Raw genomic sequence first — 20007 nt, forward strand, 5'->3', positions numbered from 1 at the left:
AGGAGTGTCCTCATGAAGCTCTCGGCTTTCCGGCGGAAGATTTTCAGCGTGCTGACGGTCGGCATGCTGGCCGGGCTGGTCGCCGCCTGTGGCGGCAGCGGCGACAGCGACGGCAAGACGACGCTGACCTACCGAATCTGGGACGAGCAGCAGGAGAAGGGCTACGAGAAGGTCTTCGCGGCGTTCAAGGCCAAGCACCCGAACATCGACGTCAAGATCGAGCTTCAGCCCTACGACCAATACTGGACCAAGCTCGTCACCGAGATGGTCTCCGGCACCGCGCCCGACGTGTTCTGGATGACGCCCGCGAACTTCCCCGAACTGGCGACGCAGGGCGGGTTGATGGACGTCTCCGACGCGGTGGAGCAGTCCGGCACGGCCAAGGACAAGTACCACCCCAACGTGGTGGATTCGTTCACCTACAAGGGAAAGATGTACGCCGTCCCCAAGGACTGGGGCGTGCCGGGGATGCTCTACAACAAGAAGGTCTTCGCCGAGGCAGGCGTCGAGATGCCCACCGAGCCACTGACCTGGGCACCCGACGGATCCGGGACGTTCCTGCCGCTGATGCGGAAGCTCACCGTCGACGCGAACGGCAAGCACCCCGATGAACCCGGCTTCGATCCGGCCAAGGTCAAGCGGTGGGGCTTCGCCTCCTGGAACCACTCTGGCACGCAGTGGCTGAACTGGATCCCGAGCAACGGCGGCACGACGATCACCAAGCCCTACGGCACGTTCAACTTCGATCAACCCGCTTCGGTCGAGGCGCTGCAGTGGGGCGTCGACCTGATCAAGAAGTGGCACGTGTCCCCGCCTGCCGAGCAGACCAACCCGCCCGCGGGCCGGGCGACCGAGATGTTCCAGCGCGGCGAGGTCGCGGTCTTCCCGGCCAACAACGCGCTGCTGCCCTTCGTCGCTCCCGGCTCGGCCTTCCCGATCGGCACCGCGTCGCTTCCCGCGGGCAAGGCGGGCCGCGTCGTGATCATCAACGGCCTCGGCGAGTCGGTCTACTCCCGCACCGAGCATCCAGACCAGGCCAAGCAGCTCGTGTCGTTCCTGGCCACCCCGGAGGCTCAGTCGATCATGGCCGAGGGCGGCTACGTCTTCCCGGCCATCAACGACCTCGCCCCGCGCTACGTCGAGCACTGGAAGGCCAAGGGCATCGACACCCAGCCGTTCCTGGACGAGGCGCGCGGCAAGACGGTGAACTTCCCGATCGTGTCAGGCTTCACCGCGGCGGAACCCAAGATCAACCAGATCTTCAACGACATGTACCTCGGATCGGGCAAGGTCTCCGATGCCGCCAGCGCGGCCGTCAAAGAGGGCAACGCCCTGCTCAAGCCCGAGAAGTAAGGAGGTCGCCATGTCCGCATCACCCAAAAGATGGCGCGGGGCGGCGATCGCCATCGCCGCGTCGCTCGCCGTCTCACTGGCACCGGCCGCGACGGCCGAGCCCGCGCCGGGGGTGCCCGTGCAGCTGCTGTCGATCACCGACCTGCACGGCTACTTCGGCGAGTACACCACGACCGTGCCCGGCTCGCGTGCCGGTGAGCCCGCGAAAACCGTCGGTGGCGGGGCGTACCTCGCCTCGCACCTCGACCGGCTGCGCGCACCGGAGAACTCCGTCCTGTTCTCCGCGGGCGACGACTTCTCCGGCTGGCCGCCGGAGACCGCGTGGTTCTGGAACGAGCCGACGATCGAATACATGAACATGCTCGGCGTCGAATTCTCCACCGTGGGCAACCACGAGATCGACCGGAAACCGGCCTATCTCAAGCACATGATGGAGGGCACCTGCCAGGGCCGCCCCGATCGCGACCTCTGCTTCACCGACTCGACCGGGAAACGCTTCCGGGGCGCGGACTTCGACTACTACTCCGCGAACGTGGTCAACGAAGCCACCGGCAGGCCGCTGGTCAAGCCGTACCACGTGCGGCAGGTCGACGACGGCCGCGGCGGCACGCTCCCGGTGGGATTCATCCACGCCACGACCACCCACACGCCGGAAGAGCAGCTCTCCTACTGGCCGAGCGAACTGAAGTTCCTGCCCGAGGTGGAGACGATCAACCGCTACGCCGAGGAGCTGCGCGGGCAGGGCGTCGAGGCCATCGTCGCCGTTGTGCACGAAGGGTTCTCGCAAGCGGACGGGGCGGGCTTCAACGACTGCACCGCACCGTTCGGCCCGCTCGCCGACATGAACAAGCGGATCAGCCCGGCGGTGGACGCCATCGTCGGCGGGCACTGGCACGCGCTGGTGAACTGCATGCTGCCCGACCCGGCCGGTCATCCCCGCCCCGTGGTGGACGCGGCGAACCACGGCAGGCTGATCAACGAGATCAACCTGGAGCTGGACCCGGCGACCGGCGATGTCCGCCGGGACCGGACGAAGTCGGTCAGCCACGCCAACACCCGTGATGTCGCGCCGGATCCCGAGGTGCAGCGGATGGCGAAGTACTGGAAGGACCGGCTCCCCGCGCGGGGTGACCAGCGGGTCGCCACGGTCACCGGCGATCTCACCCGCACCTCCGGCACCGACGAGGAGTCCACGCTCGGCAATGTCACCGCCGACGCGTTCCTCTGGGCGGCCAACAAGGACGGACGAGCCGATCTCGCGGTCGCGATGCCGGGAATCTTGTTACGCGACATACCTTTCGCTCCCGATCCAGCCAAACCCGCGGACGCTCCGGGACGGGTGCTGTTCTCCGAACTGGTCTTCGGCACGGTCTACGAGAACGGCATCGGCCCGGCCGTCGTGCGCGGGACGATCACCGGCGAGAAACTCGACGAGCTGATCGAGAGCCAATGGCAGCGAGGCGCCGACGGTGCCGTGAAGTATCGGCACATGGCCGTTTCCGGCAACGTTTCCTACACCTACGACCCCGGCGCCCCGCTCGGGCAGCACGTCGACATCAAGAAGATCCGGGTCAACGGGAAGTCGGTGAAGGCGGGCCGCGAGTACCGGATCGCGACCCTGGCCAACAACTTCTTCGCCCGCAACGCCACACCGGGGTTCACGGCGCTTTTCGATGCCAGGAACCAGGATCGGAGCATCTACTCCGGTGCGGACGCGCTCTGGAAGTACATGGAGGCGAAGTCGCCGGTCCGGCCGCCGAAGCTCGACCGGGTCCGGCCCTAGCTCACCTGAACCGGGACGGAGGGGTCGGCACATGTTCGCTCATCGAGTCGAACTTGCGGACATAGGTCAGCCCCTCCGGGATCTCGACACTGGTCGTCGAGGTCCAGCCACGGGTCAGGGTGGGCCAGTCGGGCACGTCGGGGTGGAAGTGCGGCCGGAACGGCTCGTAGCCGTCGATGAAGGCGGCCGGTTCCGACCTCGCCTGCCACCGGATGTCCGCCGACAACCGCAGCCGGTCGCTGAGGTTGGGGCGGGCCCCGTGCACGGTGAGGCTGGTGAACATGAGCACGTCCCCCTGGCCGAAGTGGGTGCTGCGCCAGTCGTCCACACCGCTGCCCGCCACCTGCGCGGTGACCCCGCCGGGGCCCTCCGCCCGTGACACACCGAGCACGCCGAGCTTGTGCGATCCGGCGAGGACCTCGAGCCCGCCGGCGTCGGCGGGACAGTCGGCGAGGGGGATCCACATGGTCAGGGTGTCGACCGCGCCCTGGATGAGGCGGTAGTCCTGGTGAGCGGGCGTGGGCGTGGCCCGCGGCGTCGGCGCCGTGACGCGGGCGATGTGCATCGGGTGGCAGAAGACCTCCTCGCCGAGCAGCCGCTGAGCCAGGCCGCGCAGCTCCTCCCGTTCGCAGAGCTCGTGGAAGGACTGCGTCGCCTGCACGGCGGAGTACATGCCGAAGAAGGTGGACTTGCCCTCCTCGACCGCCCGGTCGGACGCCCGCAGCTCGTGCGGTTCGGTGCCGGAGGCCAGCCACCTGCTGTCGTGGAGCACGGCCGCGATGTCGGCGCGGACACCGGTGACGTAGTCGCCGGGCAGCAGACGGGGGAAGTAGAGGTAGCCGTCCTCGGACATGCGCTCCCGCAGCGTCGCGACGTCGTCGGCGATGTCGCTGGAATCGATCAACTGCTTCATGTTCTGCCTCCACAATGGGGGTCTCGACGGATTCGACTGTAGGAAGGGCGGGGCATCGCGGACATGGCTGAACCTGCCGGGGAGATGACAGATCCTGCTGCGACGCCCTCGCCTCCGGCCGGGTTGCTCGTCGTCGGCGAGAGCACCTTCACCAAACGCTTCGAGGCGATCCGGCCGACCGGCTCGCCGAGCTGGCTGCTCATGTGGACGACGCGGGGGCACGGCGCCGTGCAGCACGGGGACACGGCCCTGACCACCGGCGCGGGGCAGCTCGTGCTGATCGAACCCGGCGTGCGGCACAGCTACGGAGTCGCGCCCGGCGCCGCGGAATGGTCGCTGCAGTGGGCACATTTCCGGGCACCACGAGGGAACTGGCTCGGGACGAGCCGCCGGCTGACCCCGGCGGCGAGTGGCGCCGCGGAGGCCATCGACGCCGCCTTCGACCGGCTCCGCCGTTACGCCCGGCTCACCGGTGATCACATCCCGCCGTCGCCGGTCCGCCTCCCGGCCTTCGCCACCCGCCCCGACCAGCAGGCCCTCGCCCTGTGCGCGCTCGAAGAGATCGTGCGCCTGGCCGACCTCGCCGGTGCCCCCGCCGCGCCGCCGGGCCCTGACCCGCGCATCGCCCGCGTGCAGCGGCTCATCGCCGAGACACCGGAGGCCCCGCACACCCTGAACTCGCTCGCCGCCATCGCCGGGCTGTCACCGTCGCGCTTCAGTCACCTCTACGCGAAGACCACCGGCCACAGCCCCATGCAGGAGGTGCGCGCCCGCCGCCTGCACCGCGCGGCCCGGCTGCTGACCGGCACGGGAATGTCCGTCGCCGCTGTCGCCGTCACCGTCGGCTACGTCGACCAGTTCCACTTCAGCCGCGCGTTCCGCCGCGAGTTCGGCCTGCCGCCGAGCAGCTACCGGGACAACGGCGAGGTTCCCGGCTGGGACTGACGCTTTCCGGGAAGGGCCGGCCGTAGTCCTGGACCCGGACATCGCCCGCGCCGAACTCGGCGTCGGGAAGCACGTCCGCAACGCGTTTTTGGCTGAACCGCAGCACGTTCCCCGAGGGGTCGAAGAACGCGCAGTCGCGGACACCGTCGGGCCGGTCGATGGGTTCTTGCATCACTTCGGCGCCGGAGGCTTCGATGTGCTCGAAGGTGGCGTCGCAGTTGTCGGTCACGAAGCCGAGACCGCCCAGCGGCACGTGCTCCACGTCCGACGGCGTGAGGACGATCCGCAGGTCTGGCTGGGACGGCGGGCCGACGCTCACCAGCCGGCCGTCGTCGCGGACCTCGAAGCCGAGCACGTCACGGTAGAAACCGATCGCCTCGTCCAGGTCGTGGACGACGAGAGCGCAGCACGTGAGCGTGAGTTCCACGCGGTCACGCCCCACCGAGATAGACGACGTCGAGGTCGCGGAGGAGGTCCGGATCCGCCTGCAGTTCGATGCCGGCGATCTGCCCGTCGGTGACGGTGAACGTGAAGACGACCTGCGGCCTGCCGCGGTGTGCCCAGACCGCGGCCGGAACGCCGTCGACCAGGGCGAGCCGGGCGGCCTCGGCCCGACCGGCGAAGACGGCCGCCACCGCGTCGGCGCCACGGGCTTCGGCGGTCGCGCCCATCCGCACGGCCGCCGGGTCAGCGACGAGGACGGCGTTCGCGTCGAGCAGCGAGAGCAGGGCGGCGAAATCCCCGTCGCGGGAGGCGGCCAGGAACGCGGCGACGATCTCTCGTTTCCGGGATCTCGCGGCATCGGACGCGGCGGCCGCTCCCTGCACCCGCCGCCGGGCCCGGCTGGCAAGCTGCCGGGCCGCCGCCGGGGAGCGGTCGATGATCTCACCGATCTCGCCGAACGAAACGGCGAAGATGTCGTGCAGCACGAACGCCAGCCGCTCGGCGGGGGTCAGGGTGTCCAGCACCACCATCAGCGCCACCCCGACCGAGTCGGCCAGCAGCGCGTCGTCCTCGGGGCCCGGATGCGGCGCGACGGGCTCGGGCGGCAGCGCCCCGGCGGGCTCCTCACGCCGGACCTGACGTGCCTCGAGCATGTTCAGGCAGACGCGGGCGACGACCGTGGTCAGCCATCCGCCGGGGTTCTCCACCTGTCCGGTGTCGGCGCGGCTGACCCGCAGCCATGCCTCCTGCACCGCGTCCTCGGCGTCACCGGGAGAGCGAAGCATCCGGTAGGCCACCGCCCGCAGGCGATCATGGTGCTCGGCGAACCGCTCGGTCAGCCAGTCCTGTTCGACCATCTGTCACATTCCTCCGTCCGGGCCTGTCATTCCGATTGACCGGCGACGCCACGCCGATGTGACAGCACGAAGGAGACAGGGAATGAAAGCGCACGTCAGCTCGATCCTCCTCGCCGTCGAGGACATGGACCGGGCCAAGCAGTTCTACACCGAGGGACTGGGCTGGAAGATCAAGAACAACTACGGCGTCTCCGTGTTCTTCGAATCGGACGGCGCGTCGCCTGTCGGTTTCTACCGGCGCGAAGGCCTGGCCGACCAGGTGGGCACGAGCCCGGAAGGCAGCGGTTTCAGCGGGCTGGTGCTCACCTACGTCGTCCGCAGTGAGGCGCGCGTCGACGAGATCATCGCCGAAGCCGAGAAGGCGGGTGCCACCGTCCTCAAACCCGCCGGCGCGTTGCCGTGGGGCGGCTACGGCGGCACTTTCGCCGACCCGGACGGCTATGTCTGGAGCCTCGGCTACAGCTCCCAGGGCACAGACCAGCTCTACGCGGAGTAGCCGGGTCCGGCCCGCCGAACCCGGCTCAACCGGGCTCGGCGGGCCAGGTCCAGGACATCCCCCGGATCCCTGGCCGCACCGCCGACGTGAACGTGATCGCCGGGGAGAGCGTCGAGAGCGGCACGTCGGTGACGTCTCGCTCCGGGCCGGAAGCGTGGTCCAGCCGATAGGAATGACAGCGCTCCGGCATCGCCTCCGGGGCGAAGTGGATCTCCAGGAGGTGCTCCGGCATCGAGTGGCGGAACCGGCGGTCGTAGCGGTCGTCGGGAACACCGTCGGTGTACTCGAATTCGTATTCGAAGATCGCGGTCTCCCCTGGGGCGAGCAGCCTGTCCGACACCAGTTCGCTGACGATGAGCGCCTGATCGGGGAGCACCTCGGTGCGGCCGGGCACGCAGTAGCGGGTCGCCGACAGCCTCGGCGGGCTTCCCGGCGCGCAGCCGCGCAGGACCACGACCCTGGTCTGGACCGGTTCGTCGGTGGCACGGACGACCTCGCGCACCCGCTGCCGGGTCAGCGCCCGGTCGGTCCCGATGTGCAGTGATTCGTGCAGGCTCAGCAACATGAGGGACGGTTCATCCGAAGACTCGAACGAATGCAGTACGGAAAGCACCGGCTCTCGCGGATCCCACAGCCGGTCCCAGCCGACCAGGCGACGGAACGCGGGGAGGTCGTCCTCCGGCCGGTGAAGCAGATCGAGCAACGATTTCGCGGGGAGACCGAGCAGTTCCTCCAGCAAGGCGACCGCCCGCAGCGACTCGGGCCGCTCGGGCCGGGTCCTCCCTGTCCGCCAATAACTCAGCGTCGTCGTACTGATAGACACGCCCGCTCTGGCGAGCCGCTCCTTCACCCTGCCCAGGCCCAGGCCGCTGTGGTCGATGGCCCGCGACAACGCCTTGCTGAACGGACCGGTGGCGAGCACGCGCGCCAGCTCCCCCTCGGCGCGGGCCCCTGGGGTGACGGAGAACAGCGACATCGGCTTCTCGACCTCCGCGGTGATCTTGGACTTCCTTTCGAGGGATGTGCAATCCGCAGAAAGTACTGTCCTTTTCCGTTGACGCACATAAGTCCCGGATACGGGGCATTCGATGATGACCGGCTGACAATTCCGGACAATTCGGAGAAACCATTACCGCGACACGCTTCCGGCCGTTCACGATCCCGGTGAGTCCGTGAACGTTCCTGGGTTTCGGCGGCGTCGACCGCAGTCCTGACCGGAAGCAGGAGGCAGTCGCCGTTCCGTGTACCTGCCTATGGCCGGAACGATCCCCGACTTTCGTCTCCCTACCTAGGAAGGTTTTCCGCGTCTCCCGTTGCCGGAAATCTTTGCTCACCGGCATCGAGCACCTCTGCCGGATTCCCGCATCACCCTCGCTCAGCAACGACCAGCAGGCGGCTCGGCCGCCCGATTGTGAGCTAACATGCGAAAACTGGCTTCAGTCGCTCTCGGGATCCTGGCGGCGGCACTCGCGGTGTCCACGCCCGGAATCGCGAACGCGCAGACGGACTCGGGTGTCCAGCCCTCGATCATCGGGGGCGGCTCCGCCACGGAGACCTACAGCTTCATGGTCTCGCTCAACAACGGCTGTGGCGGCAGCCTCGTCGCACCCCAGTGGATCGTGACGGCCAACCACTGCGGCAGCGCGTCGCAGGGCCGGATCGGCTCGATCAACAAGAACTCCGGCGGCGAGGTCGGCAGGATCGACCGCCGGGTCACCAAACCCGGCACGGACCTCACGCTCATGCACCTGTCCACGGCCGCCCGCTCCACCCCGGTCCCGATGGCCACGAGCAACCCGGCGCCGAACACCACCGCGCGGCTCCTCGGCTGGGGCTGCACCAGCTGGCCGAGCTGCAGCACGCCGACCACGCTGCGCCAGATCGACCTCCGGGTGCTGGCCAGCAGCTCCTGCCGCGCCGGCGGTGGCGGCGCCGGTGACGTCTGCATCTCCGGCGACCGCACGCATTCCGCCTGTCACGGCGACTCCGGCGGACCGGCGGTCGTCGGCACCACCGGACGCTGGACCCTGGTCGGGGAGACGCACGGCCCCGGCGACAACGGGGGCGAATGCGCCACCTCCACCCTCTACACCGGCATCGCCCAGCACCTGAGCTGGATCAAGCAGCAGACCGGTCTCTGAGTACCGAACAACGGAAAACGGCACGCCTCGATCACCGGGGCGTGCCGTTTTTCGTCTATTTTGGACAATCGCGCGCCGCGCAATCCTCCGAAAGAACTGTTCTTTCCCGTTGACCGGTTCGGGTCTTTTCGCGGATTTCCTGGGACACCTCGTCCGAATACGTTTGAAGCGTCCCCCTCCCCTGCGTTTTCCCGAGGAGTCCCCATGCGTGAAAACACCGGCAGCGTCGCCCGTGCGATCGCTCTTCTCGCCGGCACCTGTGCCGCGTTCGCGACCTTGGCCGCGGCACCCGCGGCGGCGAGCACCCCGACCGCCCCGGTCTCGCCCGGTGCCGCGCCGTCGATCATCGGCGGCAGCACCGCGCAGAACCCCGGCTACATCACCCGGTTCAACGGCCACGCCAACGGTTACACGTTCTTCTGCACCAGCACGCTGATCAGCTCGCGCTGGGTGCTCACCGCCAAGCACTGCCTGTACGACAACAACGGGCAGCGTCTGAAGGACATCGACCTCTACATCGGTTCCAACAGCGCTTCCGGTGGCGTGCACGCCAAGGCTTCGGCGACCTACCTGTACTCGGGCGGCGACCTCGCCCTGATCAAACTGAACGCCGACGGTGGAAGCACCTTCGCGCGGCTCGCGAGCAGCTCTTCCGACGCTCAGGAAGGCGACTCCGCCCGCGTGTACGGCTGGGGCGCGACCCAGGCCGACCACGAAGGCGACCACCAGTCGAAGGTGCTCAAGCAGGCGACGGTCCGCATCTCCGACACGAACGCCAGGGACAACTACGGCGGTCCGGCGATCGACGCCGACACCCCGAACGGCGCGGTCGCGGGCGGGGACTCCGGCGGCCCGATGATCGACGACGGCGTCCAGGTCGGCGTGTGCTCGACCAGCGACCGGTCCAGCACCACCAGCTATGGCAGCGTCGCCGCGGGCCGTGACTGGATCCGCCAGACCAGCGGGGTCTGACCGAGACGAAGCGGGCCGTCTGACGGCGGCCCGCTTCCCCGGTGACCGGCTAGCGCCGGGCGAGGACGCGCTTGGCCAGCCATCCGGCGTAGACGGCCAGCCCGGCGACTCCGGCCTTCCGGGTGGGGCGGGCCGCGATCGCCAGTCCGATGGCGAGTTCGGTGGCGCCGTTGCGATAGGTCCAGTTGCGGACGTCGTCGGCGAAGGCCATCTTCGTCACGGGTTCGAAGGCCGCCGGAGCGGCGAAGTGGGCGAGACCGGTCGCGGCGATGCCGAGGCCGAGGACCTTGCCGGTACGTGCGGACATGGAGTTGCCTTCCTTGTTCAGTCGAGGACGCCGGCGCGGCGCCAGAGCCGTCGGCTCGGGCCGCCGATGAGGCCGATTTCGGTGAAGTACTCGACGGCTTTGGCCGCCCACGCCGCCTTGGTCCGGCGCCAGTGCGGGTTCGCGTCGGCGATTTGACGGGCTTCACGCGGGTCGAGCCCGACGGAGGTGTACGCCTTGGGGTGCAGCAACTCCGACGTCGCGACGTACGCCATCCCGGCGATCGCCCAGCGGATCAGCTCACGGCCGATCCGGCCGTGCCGGGCCCAGGCGCGGCCCAGTTCGTCCTTGGCGAAGCTGATGTGACGGGCCTCTTCGATGACGTGGATGCGGGAGATCATCCGGATCATCGGCTGAAGACTGTCGTCGCGCATCATCTCGCGTTGCATGCCGTCGGCCAGCTCTTCGACGTAGATCGCCCCGGCGAACAGCAGCGCCGGACCGCAGATCGCGCCGAACACCTTGCCCGCCCGGTGCGCCGTGCGGCTCGGCCGCCGGACGACGCCGCCGCTCTTCTCGATCGAGCGGGCGAACATGGTGCTGTGACGGCATTCGTCGGCGATCTCGGTGAGCGCGTACTGGGCGTTCTGCGTCGTCGGGTCGCTGTTGTACACGTGGCGCACGAGGCCCTGCATCAGGATCAGCTCGAACCAGATACCCGACGCCGCCGCGGCCGCGGCCTCCTGACGGCTCAGCTCACCGCGCTGGTCTTCGTCGAGCCGGTCCCACAACTCGGTGCCGTACAAGGAACACCGTTCCGGCGCCTTGCCGTAGGCGCCGTCGACCAGCGGTGCCAGCCAGTCGACGTCGACGTCCGGGTCGTACGAAAGGCGCGCGGAGGAGCGCTGCAGGCGTTCGGCGACGCGTTCGCTTTCGGTGTTCGCGGTCATGACGACCTCCTCGGATCGGAACTTCCCAGCGCGCGCAGGGTGAAGGTGACCAGATGCGGGATCGTGTCCGGGCCGCCGTCCCCGGCAAGGGGGCCGACCAGCGTTTCCGCGCCGGCGCCGACCAGTGCCGCGGCGGTCGCTTCCGCGTCCTGCGGGGGCAGCAGGCCTCTCGCGACGCCGTCGGCGATGGCCCTGGCGATGACCTCGCGGAACGCGCGGCGGAACACCAGGCGCTCGGCCTCCACGACGGCGTCGACCGGTTCGGCCAGCAACGCGTACGCCAGCCTCGGCGCCTTCAGCGCTCTGCCCGCGAAGGTCTCGACCACCGCGACCACCCGGTCCCGGACGTCGCCGTGCGCCGCGGCCGCCTCGACCGCGGAGATCTCACGGGAGACGACCTCGCGGAAGACCTCGACGACCAGGTCCGCCTTGGACGGGAACTGCCGGTACACGCTGCCTGTGCCCACACCCGCCCGCGCGGCGACCGCGGCCATGGAGCAGCCCGTGTAGCCGGTCTCGGCCAGCAGGGCGATGGCCGCGGCCAGGATCTCGCCTCGCTGGGAGTCGAGCCTGGCCTGCGTCTTCTCGGTACGTCGGTACGGCACGGAAGGAGTGAAGCACGGATTCCGCACTTCAGCAATGGGCTCTCGCCGGAAGTCCGTGAAGGCCTCCTTGAGGGACTCAGAGTCCCTCAAGGAGGCCTTCACGGACCTGGGCTGCGGTAAGCGCGGGGGGGTAAATGGCGTGACTGGTTGGAAGTGCGCTGCTAGCGTCCGGCGCGACCAGGTGTCCCGGAAGAAGGAGAGCGGCGTGCGCCGAGCTGTCGAGTTCCCCAGTCGTACGGACCTTTCGACAGCCCTGGAGCCGTTCATCCATGGAGTACCTGAACATCGGGATCCTCGCCCATGTCGACGCCGGTAAGACGAGCCTGACGGAGCGCCTGCTCCATCACACCGGTGCCATCGGCACCCTCGGCCGCGTCGACGCCGGGGACACCCGCACCGACACGATGGAGCTGGAACGCCGTCGCGGCATCACCATCCGCTCGGCCGTCGTCGCCTTCCGCATCGGCGACCTGCGCGTCAACCTGATCGACACGCCCGGCCACCCGGACTTCATCGCCGAGGTCGAGCGTGCGCTGCGGGTGCTCGACGGCGTCGTCCTCGTCGTTTCCGCCGTCGAGGGGGTGCAGGCGCAGACACGGGTGCTCATGCGCGCGCTCGCGCGGCAGCGGATCCCCGTGCTGATCTTCGTCAACAAGGTCGACAGGGCGGGTGCCCGTCACGACGGCCTCCTCGCCGACCTCACCGAACGACTCGGCGTCGCGTGCGTGCCGATGTCCGACGTCGACGGCATCGGCACGACGACCGCGATGGTCCGGCCGCGCGACGTCTCACCGTCGGCGGTGCTGGCCGAACAGCTCGCCGAACACAGCGACGCTTTCCTCACCGCATACCTCGAAGACACGGTGACGACGGAGGACTACCGGGCCGAGGTCGTCCGCCAGACCCGGCTCGGCGTCGTCTCCCCCGTCTTCTTCGGTTCCGCCCGCAGTGGTGAGGGGATCGCCGAACTGACCTCCGGGGTTCGCGAATTCCTTGCCGGAGCGGGGAAGCCGGCGCTGGACGACCGGTTGCGCGCCTCGGTGTTCAAGATCGAACGCGGCCGCGCGCACGAGAAGATCGCCTATCTCCGCGTGTTCTCCGGCGAGATCGGCGCGCGGGACCACGTCGAGTTTCATCGCCGCGGCCCTGGCGGGACGGTGACCGCGGAGGCGAAAGTGAGCGCGGTGCGCGTCTTCGAACTCGGCGACGGCACCGTCGAGGCCCGCGCGCGGGCCGGGCAGATCGCCAAGGTCACCGGGCTCAAGGAGATCCGGATCGGCGACGTCGTCGGTGTCCCCGACACCGGCGAGGCCGCCACCCGGTTTCCGCCGCCCGCCTTGGAAACCGTGGTCAGTCCCGCGCGGCCCGCGGAAACGCCGTCGGTGTTCGCCGCCCTGCAGGAGCTGGCGGAACAGGATCCGCTGATCACCGTCCGGCAGGACGACGAGACACGGCGGATCTCGGTGCGGCTCTACGGCGAGGTGCAGAAGGAGATCATCGCGGAGACCCTCGCCGCCCAGCACGGCCTCGACGTCGGGTTCAGTCTCACCCGGCCGGTCTGCGTCGAACGGCCGACCGGCACGGGGCACTCTGTATGGCTCATCACGGAGAAGCGGAATCCGTACTTCGCGACGCTCGGCCTGCGGGCAGGCCCCGGTACACCGGGCTCCGGGCTGACCTTCGGCCTGGACGTCGAACTCGGCTCTCTCCCGCTCGCCTTCCACAAGGCCATCGAGGAGACCGTGGACGCGACGCTCCGGCGGGGCCCGGACGGCCGGGAGGTGATCGACTGCGTGGTGACCGTCACCCATACCGGCTACTTCAGCCCGGTCAGCGCGGCGGGCGACTTCCGCAAGGTCGCCCCGCTCGTCCTGGCGGAAGCGCTCCGGGAGGCCGGGACCGAGGTGCTCGAACCGGTCAGCAACGTCGAGGTGGAACTGCCTGCCGACTCGGTGACCGCGGCACTCTCCCGGCTGGTCGAACACGGTGGGACGATCACCGGCTCGACGACGCGCGGTGACCGGGCCGAACTGACCGGCGTCCTTCCCACGGGCGAGGTCACCCGGTTCGAGCAGCAGCTGCCGGGCATCACCCACGGCGAGGGAGTGGTGACCACCGGACCGGCTGGATACCAGCCGGTTACCCCGAATCGGCCAATCCCCGGCTAGCCGGAACGAGTACGTTTTCGGGGAGGCCCGTCCGACCGGGCAGGCCGTGGGAAAGGGACACGATGGATCAGTTTCGCGACACCGCGTCGGCGTTGCGGGAGCTCACCGAGTCGATGCGGCTGGACGAACCCCGCGACGAGTTGCTGGAACGGGTGGCGAAAAAGGTGGTCGGCCTGCTGCCCGGCGCGGACGCGGCCACGGTCACGCTGTACTCCGACAACGAGCCGAGCACCGTCGCCGCCACCGACGAGTCCCTGCTTCCCCTGGACAAAGCGCAGTACAGCGCGGACGAGGGCCCCTGCCTGAAGGCCACCGAGAGCGGGACGATCGTCCGGACCCGGCTGGACGTCGACGCGGCAGGCCGCTGGCCGGAGTTCGCGGCCGCCGCCGAACAGCTCGGCGTGCGGACCGCGCTGGCCTGCCCGTTGTTCGTCCCCGACGAATCCGACTTCAGACGGCGTGACACCGAGCCGTTGTCGGGCGCGCTCAACGTCTGGAGCTTCCAGGAGAACGCCTTCGACCCGGTGGAAGCGGCCCTGGTCGCGATGTTCACCTCGGCGATCTCGGCGATCATCCTCACCGCGTCCCGCTGGGCCGCCGCCGAACGACAGGCGGAGACCCTGGTCGCCGCGTTGGAGACCAGGGACGCCATCGCCACCGCGAAGGGAATCGTGATGGCACGTCTGGAGCTGAACGCCGAGGAAGCCTTCCGCTGGCTCACCGAGGCGTCGCAGCACACGAACCGCAAGATCCGGGAGATCTCGGTGCTGATCGCCGAGGACCCCGGAACCGTTTTCGGGCGCTAGGCCGGCCGCTAGCCCAGCGAGATCCGGCGGTTCTCCCTCGACGACTCGAGGCCGGCTTCCGCGAGACGGATGCCCCGCACCCCCGCCATGAAGTCGTAGGGGTGCGGCGCGTCGTCCTCGACGTGGCGGATGAACTGCTCCCACTGGGCGCGGAAACCGTTGCCGAAGTCCTCGTTGTCCGGCACTTCCTGCCACTGCGCGCGGTACGACCGCGTCTCGGCGAGGTCCGGGTTCCACACCGGCTTCGGGGTGGCCTCCCTCGGCTGTATGACGCATTTGTGCAGGCCCGCGACCGCACTGCCCTTGGTGCCGTCGACCTGGAACTCCACCAGTTCGTCGCGGTGGACCCGCACGCACCAGGACGAGTTCAGCTGGGCGATGACGCCGCCTTCGAGTTCGAAGATCGCGTACGCGGCGTCGTCGGCCGTGGCGGCGTACCGCTCGCCCTTCTCGTCGACGCGCTCCGGGATGTGGGTGACGGCCTTCGCGGTCACGGCGTTGACGGCGCCGAAGAGGTTCTCCAGCACGTAGTTCCAGTGGCAGAACATGTCGACGACGATGCCGCCGCCGTCCTCGGCGCGGTAGTTCCAGCTGGGGCGCTGCGCCGCCTGCCAGTCACCCTCGAAGACCCAGTACCCGAACTCGCCGCGTACGGACAGGATCTGGCCGAAGAAGCCGCTGTCGATCAGCCGCTTCAGCTTGAGCAGGCCGGGGAGGTACAGCTTGTCGTGGACGACGCCGTTCTTGACCCCGGCTGCCTCGGCGTGCCGGGCCAGCGCGAGCGCGCCTTCGACCGACTCCGCCACCGGCTTCTCGGTGTAGATGTGCTTGCCCGCGTCGATGGCGCGGACGATCGACTTCTCCCGGACGGCGGTCAGCTGCGCGTCGAAGTAGAGCGGGAAGTCTTCGTCGCCGAGCGCGGCGTCGAGGTCGGTGGTCCAGCGGGTCAGCCCGTGCCGCGTGGCGATCTCTTCGAGCTTGTCCGCGTTGCGCCCCACCAGCAGCGGCTCGAGCTGGACCCGCGATCCGTCGGACAGCTCGACCCCGCCCGCCTCCCTGATCGCCAGGACCGAGCGCACCAGGTGCTGCCGATAGCCCATCCGCCCGGTGACGCCGTTCATCACGACGCCGAGTTTCCGCGTGGTCATCCGTTCTCCTTTGAAAGCGCTTTCCTGCACTCATCCTGAAAGCGCTTTCTCGTACTGTCAAGCCCGGTGCGAGGAATGTCCCTCCGGCTCAGGACGCCGGGTCGTAGGCGCGGACGGCGTCGAGATACTCGGTGATGGCGTCCCGGTTGCGCAGCAGGCATTCGGCGCGCCTGGTCATGCGGTCGCGCTCACCCTCCAGGGTTTCGAGCATCTCCCTGGTCGCGTCCGGGAAGTAGATCTGCCGGGGTTTGTCCAGGCACGGCAGGATCTGCTTGATGATCCGGGTCGGCAGCCCGGCGTCGAGCAGCCCGCGGACCTGGATGACCCTGTCGACCGACGGCTCGTCGTAGTCGCGGTAGCCGTTGGCCTGCCGCTGCGAGATGATGAGCCCCTGCTCCTCGTAGTACCGCAGCAGACGGCGTGACGTCCTCGTCCGCTCCGAAAGCTCCCCGATCCGCATGTGCGCCACCTCACCCCGGCCGACTTTGACCATCACACTTATGTGATGGTTCGAGCATACGGATCATGACTCCGAAACTCCCCCTCGGCGCACTGCTCGCGCTGACCACGGCGGCGTTCGTCACCGTCCTCACCGAAGCCCTGCCAGCGGGGCGTGCTGCCCGCGATGAGCGCCGGGCTCGGCGTCGGCGAAGCGGCGACAGGCCAGCTGGTGACGGTGTACGCGATCGGCACCGCCCTCACCGCGATCCCGCTGTCCGCCGCGACGGCGGGCTGGCGCCGCAAACGCTTGCTCCTGGCCGGAGTGGCCGGTTTCGCCGTCGCCAACACGGTCACGGCGCTGTCCACGAACTACCCGCTGACGCTCGGCGCGCGGTTCGTCGCCGGGATCGCGGCGGGCGTGGTGTGGGCACTGTTGACCGGATACGCCCGGCGGCTGGCGCCGGAACCGGTCCAGGGCAAGGCGATCGCCGTCGTGATGACCGGCATCCCGCTCGCGCTCTCGCTCGGCATCCCCGCCGGCACGTTCCTGGGCGGCGCCTTCGGCTGGCAGGTGACGTTCGCGATCATGTCGGCGCTCGCGCTCGGCCTGCTCGGCTGGATCGCGCTGGCCGTCCCCGATTTCCCTGGTCAGGACAAGGGCGGCAGGCTTCCGGTGCGCAAGACCCTCGCCGTCCCCGGCGTCACGGCGGTCCTGTTCGTGACGCTGGCCTTCGTGCTCGCGCACAACATCCTCTACACCTACATCGCCACCTTCCTCGACCACGTGTCGATGGGCGGCTCGGTCGACCTGATCCTGCTGGTGTTCGGGCTGGCGTCGATGGTCAGCATCTGGTTCGTCGGCGTGCTCATCGACCGGCGGCTGCGCGCGCTGACCGTCGCGGGCACTCTCCTCGTCGCGCTCGGGGCGACGATTTTGGCTCTGCTGGGAGAAAGTCCGGCGCTGGTCTATATCGCGGTGATCCTGTGGGGGCTTGGCTGGGGCGGCGTACCGACGCTGCTGCAGACCGCCGCCGCGCAGGCCGGCGACAAGGGCGGCGCGGCGGACATCGCGCAGGCCATGCTGGTCACCCTGTGGAACGCGGCGATGGCGGGCGGCGGGATCGCGGGCGGAGTCCTCCTCGACGGCCTCGGCGCGGAGTCGTTCCCCTGGAGCGTCCTGGTGCTGCTCGTGCCGACGCTGGCCGTGGTGCTGGTGGCGCGGCGGCACGGGTTCACAGCGGCAGTTCGGGATGACTCCGGATCGCTTCGAGCACCAGGTCGACAGCCGCGCGAGGAGCGGACCCGCGCCTGATCGCGGCGGTGATGGAGCGGTTGACCGGCGTCGCGAGCTCACGGGTGGCGACGCGGTAACGCTTGTCGACGGCGAGGCCGGGCAGGAGCGCGATCGCGAGCCCGGCCTCGACGTGCTGCAAGGTCATCATGTAGTTGCTGAACCTGGCGACCACGCGCGGCTCGAAGCCCGCTTCGCGGCAGAGCCGGGTGGCCAGGTTCGCCATGTACGACTGGGGGATGTCGAACGTCCAGGGCTCGCTCGCGTAGGCGGCGAGGTCGGCCGGGCCCCGCCCGGCGGCCGGATGGCCGGGCGGGACGACGAGCACGATCGGGTCGGTCGCGAGCGGCACGAGGTCGATGTCCGCCCCCAGCGGCTGTTCGACGAAGTCCGTGGTGGTGACGATGACGTCGGCGTCGCCGACGCGGAGCGCGGGCATGCTCACGTGCGGTTCGAGTTCGAGCAGTTCGATGTCCAGCTGCGGATGCGAGCGGGCCAGCCGGGTCACCGCGGGGACGGCGATGGTGTGGATCGCGCTCTGGAAGGCGCCGAGGCGGACGAGCCCGGCCGGTGCCTCGCCGAGGCCGCGCAACTCGGCCTCGACGGTGTCCATGTGGTCGAGGATCGCCCGCGCGCGGCGGGCCAGCATCAGCCCCGCCGGGGTCAGCCGGACGCGGCGGCCGGTGCGTTCCAGCAGCTGCGTGCGGGTCTCGGCCTCGAGGACCGCGAGCTGCTGGGACACGCTCGACGCGCTCAGGTTGGCCGCCTTCGCGACCGCGCGGACGGTGCCGAGCGTGTCCAGCCTGCTCAGCAGGCTGAGCCTCCAAGGGTTGAGCATGACGGCCATTGTTGTACGGATCAGCCGAACAGCACAGCCGGAATTGTGAGATGGACGTGTCGCTCGGCTCCGTTTTACCGTCGAAGCATGGCTGCTCCGACCACTGACCTGTCCACCGCCGACCGTTTCTGGGCCGACGCCGACCGGCACCTCGTGCGCTACGCCGGGGCCGGCGACTTCACCCGCGAGATCATCGATCACGCCGCCGGGAGCTATCTGTTCACCGAGTCCGGGCGACGGATCCTCGACTTCACGTCCGGGCAGATGAGCGCGATCCTCGGGCATTCGCATCCCGAGATCGTCGAGACCGTCCGGCGGCAGATCGGCTCGCTGGACCATCTGTTCAGCGGGATGCTGAGCCGTCCCGTCGTCGACCTCGCCCGGCGGCTGGCCGAGACTTTGCCGTCACCGCTGGAAAAGGCCTTGCTGCTGACCACCGGCGCCGAGTCGAACGAGGCCGCCATCCGGATGGCGAAACTGGTGACGGGCAAGCACGAGATCGTGTCGTTCGCCCGGTCGTGGCACGGGATGACGCAGGCGGCGGCGAGCGCGACCTACAGCGCGGGCCGCAAGGGCTACGGCCCGTCCGCGCCGGGCAACTTCGCCATCCCCGCGCCGAACTCTTATCGCCCGGATTTCCTTACGAGTGAGGGAGAACTGGACTGGCGGCGCCAGCTGGACTTCGGGTTCGAGATGATCGACGCCCAGTCCGTCGGCAGCCTCGCGGCGTGCGTCGTCGAACCGATCCTCAGCTCGGGCGGGATCATCGAGCCGCCGATGGGCTACTTCGCCGCCCTGCGGGAGAAGTGCCGCGAACGCGGGATGCTGCTGATCCTCGACGAGGCGCAGACCGGCTTGTGCCGCACGGGAAACTGGTACGCCTTCGAACGCGACGGCGTCGTCCCCGACATCCTGACGCTGTCCAAGACGCTCGGTGCCGGGCTCCCGCTGGCGGCGGTGATCACGAGCGCGGAGATCGAGCAGGAGGCGCACGACCGCGGCTACCTGTTCTTCACCACGCACGTCGCGGACCCGCTGGTGGCGGCGGTCGGGAACACCGTGCTCGACGTCCTCACCCGCGACCGTCTCGACGAACGCGCCACCGAACTCGGCGCCTTCCTCCGCCGCGGGCTCGAAGACATCGCCGGTCGTCATGACGTCGTCGGCGACATCCGCGGCCGGGGCCTGCTGGTCGGGGTGGAACTCGTCGTCGACCGGGCCACGAAGCAGAGCTCAGACGAACTGGGCGCGCTGGTCACGCGGCGCTGCCTCGAACTGGGGCTGCACATGAACATCGTGCAGCTGCCGGGGATGGGCGGGGTCTTCCGGATCGCTCCGCCCTTGACGGCCACCGAGGAGGAACTGGCGGAGGGGCTGGGCGTGCTGGACCAGGCCATCGGAGACGCTTCCGCGTGAGGGCTCGTGAGTGGTAAGGCTGGTTCTGGTGGACCCGTATCTGCCTGCCCACTGGTGCGACTGGCGGTCGAGCGGGGAAGGTGAGTGTCCAGGATCCTCCGTTGATCAAGAACCGAGACCGGGCGAGCCCGCGACGGTGAAGGAATCAGGACGTTCAACGTCCCAAATCCCTCAC

At 69.2% G+C, this 20007-nt stretch carries 19 protein-coding genes and 1 pseudogene; 10 read left to right on the forward strand and 10 right to left on the reverse strand.

Translation table 11 applies throughout. The annotated features are described in order from the left end of the window. Positions 1 to 12: 12 nt before the first annotated feature. Positions 13 to 1353, forward strand: a complete 1341-nt coding sequence (locus AMYAL_RS0109225; RefSeq protein ID WP_020631018.1) for an ABC transporter substrate-binding protein — start codon at positions 13 to 15, stop codon at positions 1351 to 1353. A gap of 10 nt (positions 1354 to 1363) precedes the next feature. After that, positions 1364 to 3136: a bifunctional metallophosphatase/5'-nucleotidase gene (locus tag AMYAL_RS0109230; RefSeq protein WP_020631019.1), complete on the forward strand. Its 1773-nt coding sequence runs from the start codon at positions 1364 to 1366 to the stop codon at positions 3134 to 3136. Position 3137: 1 nt separating this feature from the next. Here AMYAL_RS0109230 and AMYAL_RS0109235 read toward each other — a convergent pair whose 3' ends face one another. After that, entirely contained in the window at positions 3138 to 4049 is a 912-nt protein-coding gene (locus tag AMYAL_RS0109235) for a phytanoyl-CoA dioxygenase family protein (RefSeq protein WP_020631020.1), read from the reverse strand. A gap of 84 nt (positions 4050 to 4133) precedes the next feature. Here AMYAL_RS0109235 and AMYAL_RS50795 point away from each other — a divergent pair, with 84 nt between their 5' ends. Then, the gene (locus AMYAL_RS50795; RefSeq protein ID WP_167336145.1) at positions 4134 to 4994 is read left to right on the forward strand and encodes a helix-turn-helix domain-containing protein; all 861 of its coding nucleotides are present in this window, start codon (positions 4134 to 4136) and stop codon (positions 4992 to 4994) included. Here the strand turns inward: AMYAL_RS50795 and AMYAL_RS45785 are convergent. Both AMYAL_RS45785 and AMYAL_RS0109250 read right to left on the reverse strand, forming a co-directional pair. After that, the gene (locus AMYAL_RS45785) at positions 4915 to 5421 is read right to left on the reverse strand and encodes a VOC family protein (RefSeq protein WP_084702314.1); all 507 of its coding nucleotides are present in this window, start codon (positions 5419 to 5421) and stop codon (positions 4915 to 4917) included. The two genes, AMYAL_RS50795 and AMYAL_RS45785, sit on opposite strands and share 80 nt — an antisense overlap. Positions 5422 to 5425: 4 nt before the next feature. After that, a complete protein-coding gene (locus tag AMYAL_RS0109250; RefSeq protein WP_020631023.1) occupies positions 5426 to 6295 on the reverse strand; it encodes a sigma-70 family RNA polymerase sigma factor in 870 nt (289 codons plus the stop codon). 82 nt (positions 6296 to 6377) lie between these two features. Here AMYAL_RS0109250 and AMYAL_RS0109255 point away from each other — a divergent pair, with 82 nt between their 5' ends. Beyond that, positions 6378 to 6791, forward strand: a complete 414-nt coding sequence (locus AMYAL_RS0109255; protein WP_020631024.1) for a VOC family protein — start codon at positions 6378 to 6380, stop codon at positions 6789 to 6791. A 25-nt stretch (positions 6792 to 6816) separates the two neighbouring features. Here AMYAL_RS0109255 and AMYAL_RS0109260 read toward each other — a convergent pair whose 3' ends face one another. Continuing rightward, on the reverse strand, positions 6817 to 7767 hold the full coding sequence (locus AMYAL_RS0109260) for a hypothetical protein (protein ID WP_020631025.1): 951 nt from the start codon (positions 7765 to 7767) through the stop codon (positions 6817 to 6819). Positions 7768 to 8212: 445 nt separating this feature from the next. Here AMYAL_RS0109260 and AMYAL_RS0109265 point away from each other — a divergent pair, with 445 nt between their 5' ends. Both AMYAL_RS0109265 and AMYAL_RS0109270 read left to right on the forward strand, forming a co-directional pair. Next, entirely contained in the window at positions 8213 to 8932 is a 720-nt protein-coding gene (locus tag AMYAL_RS0109265) for a S1 family peptidase (protein ID WP_020631026.1), read from the forward strand. A gap of 204 nt (positions 8933 to 9136) precedes the next feature. Then, positions 9137 to 9904, forward strand: a complete 768-nt coding sequence (locus AMYAL_RS0109270; protein ID WP_020631027.1) for a S1 family peptidase — start codon at positions 9137 to 9139, stop codon at positions 9902 to 9904. A gap of 49 nt (positions 9905 to 9953) precedes the next feature. Here the strand turns inward: AMYAL_RS0109270 and AMYAL_RS0109275 are convergent, their stop codons facing one another. Genes AMYAL_RS0109275 through AMYAL_RS0109285 form a run of 3 tightly spaced genes read right to left on the reverse strand, consistent with a single transcriptional unit; the run spans position 9954 to position 11724 of the window. Next, on the reverse strand, positions 9954 to 10211 hold the full coding sequence (locus AMYAL_RS0109275) for a hypothetical protein (protein WP_020631028.1): 258 nt from the start codon (positions 10209 to 10211) through the stop codon (positions 9954 to 9956). 17 nt (positions 10212 to 10228) lie between these two features. Then, positions 10229 to 11119 carry an AurF N-oxygenase family protein gene (locus AMYAL_RS0109280; RefSeq protein ID WP_020631029.1) on the reverse strand — a complete coding sequence of 297 codons (891 nt, stop codon included), beginning with the start codon at positions 11117 to 11119 and terminating at the stop codon, positions 10229 to 10231. Beyond that, on the reverse strand, positions 11116 to 11724 hold the full coding sequence (locus AMYAL_RS0109285; protein ID WP_020631030.1) for a TetR/AcrR family transcriptional regulator: 609 nt from the start codon (positions 11722 to 11724) through the stop codon (positions 11116 to 11118). The genes AMYAL_RS0109280 and AMYAL_RS0109285 overlap by 4 nt, the downstream gene beginning before the upstream one ends. A gap of 269 nt (positions 11725 to 11993) precedes the next feature. On the opposite strand from AMYAL_RS0109285, the gene AMYAL_RS0109290 reads away from it, so the two are divergent. Both AMYAL_RS0109290 and AMYAL_RS0109295 read left to right on the forward strand, forming a co-directional pair. Then, on the forward strand, positions 11994 to 13892 hold the full coding sequence (locus AMYAL_RS0109290; protein ID WP_020631031.1) for an elongation factor G: 1899 nt from the start codon (positions 11994 to 11996) through the stop codon (positions 13890 to 13892). A gap of 62 nt (positions 13893 to 13954) precedes the next feature. Beyond that, a complete protein-coding gene (locus AMYAL_RS0109295; protein WP_020631032.1) occupies positions 13955 to 14698 on the forward strand; it encodes a GAF and ANTAR domain-containing protein in 744 nt (247 codons plus the stop codon). Positions 14699 to 14706: 8 nt separating this feature from the next. Here AMYAL_RS0109295 and AMYAL_RS0109300 read toward each other — a convergent pair whose 3' ends face one another. After that, positions 14707 to 15846: a Gfo/Idh/MocA family protein gene (locus AMYAL_RS0109300; RefSeq protein ID WP_026466890.1), complete on the reverse strand. Its 1140-nt coding sequence runs from the start codon at positions 15844 to 15846 to the stop codon at positions 14707 to 14709. Between the two features lie 88 nt (positions 15847 to 15934). Next, positions 15935 to 16306 (reverse strand): MerR family transcriptional regulator, encoded by a 372-nt coding sequence (locus tag AMYAL_RS0109305; protein ID WP_026466891.1) that lies wholly within the window; start codon positions 16304 to 16306, stop codon positions 15935 to 15937. 65 nt (positions 16307 to 16371) lie between these two features. On the opposite strand from AMYAL_RS0109305, the pseudogene AMYAL_RS45790 reads away from it, so the two are divergent. After that, positions 16372 to 17599 (forward strand): annotated as a pseudogene (locus AMYAL_RS45790) (MFS transporter). Here AMYAL_RS45790 and AMYAL_RS0109315 read toward each other — a convergent pair. Continuing rightward, a complete protein-coding gene (locus AMYAL_RS0109315) occupies positions 17520 to 18416 on the reverse strand; it encodes a LysR family transcriptional regulator (protein WP_026466892.1) in 897 nt (298 codons plus the stop codon). The pseudogene AMYAL_RS45790 and the gene AMYAL_RS0109315 overlap by 80 nt on opposite strands. Before the next feature lie 87 nt (positions 18417 to 18503). Here AMYAL_RS0109315 and AMYAL_RS0109320 point away from each other — a divergent pair, with 87 nt between their 5' ends. Next, on the forward strand, positions 18504 to 19832 hold the full coding sequence (locus AMYAL_RS0109320) for an aspartate aminotransferase family protein (RefSeq protein WP_020631037.1): 1329 nt from the start codon (positions 18504 to 18506) through the stop codon (positions 19830 to 19832). Positions 19833 to 20007: the final 175 nt, after the last annotated feature.

This window comes from Amycolatopsis alba DSM 44262 (assembly GCF_000384215.1).
Classification (GTDB): domain Bacteria; phylum Actinomycetota; class Actinomycetes; order Mycobacteriales; family Pseudonocardiaceae; genus Amycolatopsis; species Amycolatopsis alba.

What these genes read in the sequence shown, in the direction of transcription:
- AMYAL_RS0109250 (WP_020631023.1), bottom strand. Translation starts at nt 6,295, where the DNA reads ATGGTCGAACAGGACTGGCTGACCGAGCGGTTCGCCGAGCACCATGAT.
- AMYAL_RS0109255 (WP_020631024.1), top strand. Translation starts at nt 6,378, where the DNA reads ATGAAAGCGCACGTCAGCTCGATCCTCCTCGCCGTCGAGGACATGGAC.
- AMYAL_RS0109295 (WP_020631032.1), top strand. Translation starts at nt 13,955, where the DNA reads ATGGATCAGTTTCGCGACACCGCGTCGGCGTTGCGGGAGCTCACCGAG.
- AMYAL_RS0109260 (WP_020631025.1), bottom strand. Translation starts at nt 7,767, where the DNA reads ATGTCGCTGTTCTCCGTCACCCCAGGGGCCCGCGCCGAGGGGGAGCTG.
- AMYAL_RS0109235 (WP_020631020.1), bottom strand. Translation starts at nt 4,049, where the DNA reads ATGAAGCAGTTGATCGATTCCAGCGACATCGCCGACGACGTCGCGACG.
- AMYAL_RS0109275 (WP_020631028.1), bottom strand. Translation starts at nt 10,211, where the DNA reads ATGTCCGCACGTACCGGCAAGGTCCTCGGCCTCGGCATCGCCGCGACC.
- AMYAL_RS0109270 (WP_020631027.1), top strand. Translation starts at nt 9,137, where the DNA reads ATGCGTGAAAACACCGGCAGCGTCGCCCGTGCGATCGCTCTTCTCGCC.
- AMYAL_RS0109315 (WP_026466892.1), bottom strand. Translation starts at nt 18,416, where the DNA reads ATGCTCAACCCTTGGAGGCTCAGCCTGCTGAGCAGGCTGGACACGCTC.
- AMYAL_RS0109230 (WP_020631019.1), top strand. Translation starts at nt 1,364, where the DNA reads ATGTCCGCATCACCCAAAAGATGGCGCGGGGCGGCGATCGCCATCGCC.
- AMYAL_RS50795 (WP_167336145.1), top strand. Translation starts at nt 4,134, where the DNA reads ATGACAGATCCTGCTGCGACGCCCTCGCCTCCGGCCGGGTTGCTCGTC.
- AMYAL_RS0109225 (WP_020631018.1), top strand. Translation starts at nt 13, where the DNA reads ATGAAGCTCTCGGCTTTCCGGCGGAAGATTTTCAGCGTGCTGACGGTC.
- AMYAL_RS0109280 (WP_020631029.1), bottom strand. Translation starts at nt 11,119, where the DNA reads ATGACCGCGAACACCGAAAGCGAACGCGTCGCCGAACGCCTGCAGCGC.
- AMYAL_RS0109320 (WP_020631037.1), top strand. Translation starts at nt 18,504, where the DNA reads ATGGCTGCTCCGACCACTGACCTGTCCACCGCCGACCGTTTCTGGGCC.
- AMYAL_RS0109290 (WP_020631031.1), top strand. Translation starts at nt 11,994, where the DNA reads ATGGAGTACCTGAACATCGGGATCCTCGCCCATGTCGACGCCGGTAAG.
- AMYAL_RS0109300 (WP_026466890.1), bottom strand. Translation starts at nt 15,846, where the DNA reads ATGACCACGCGGAAACTCGGCGTCGTGATGAACGGCGTCACCGGGCGG.
- AMYAL_RS0109265 (WP_020631026.1), top strand. Translation starts at nt 8,213, where the DNA reads ATGCGAAAACTGGCTTCAGTCGCTCTCGGGATCCTGGCGGCGGCACTC.
- AMYAL_RS0109305 (WP_026466891.1), bottom strand. Translation starts at nt 16,306, where the DNA reads ATGCGGATCGGGGAGCTTTCGGAGCGGACGAGGACGTCACGCCGTCTG.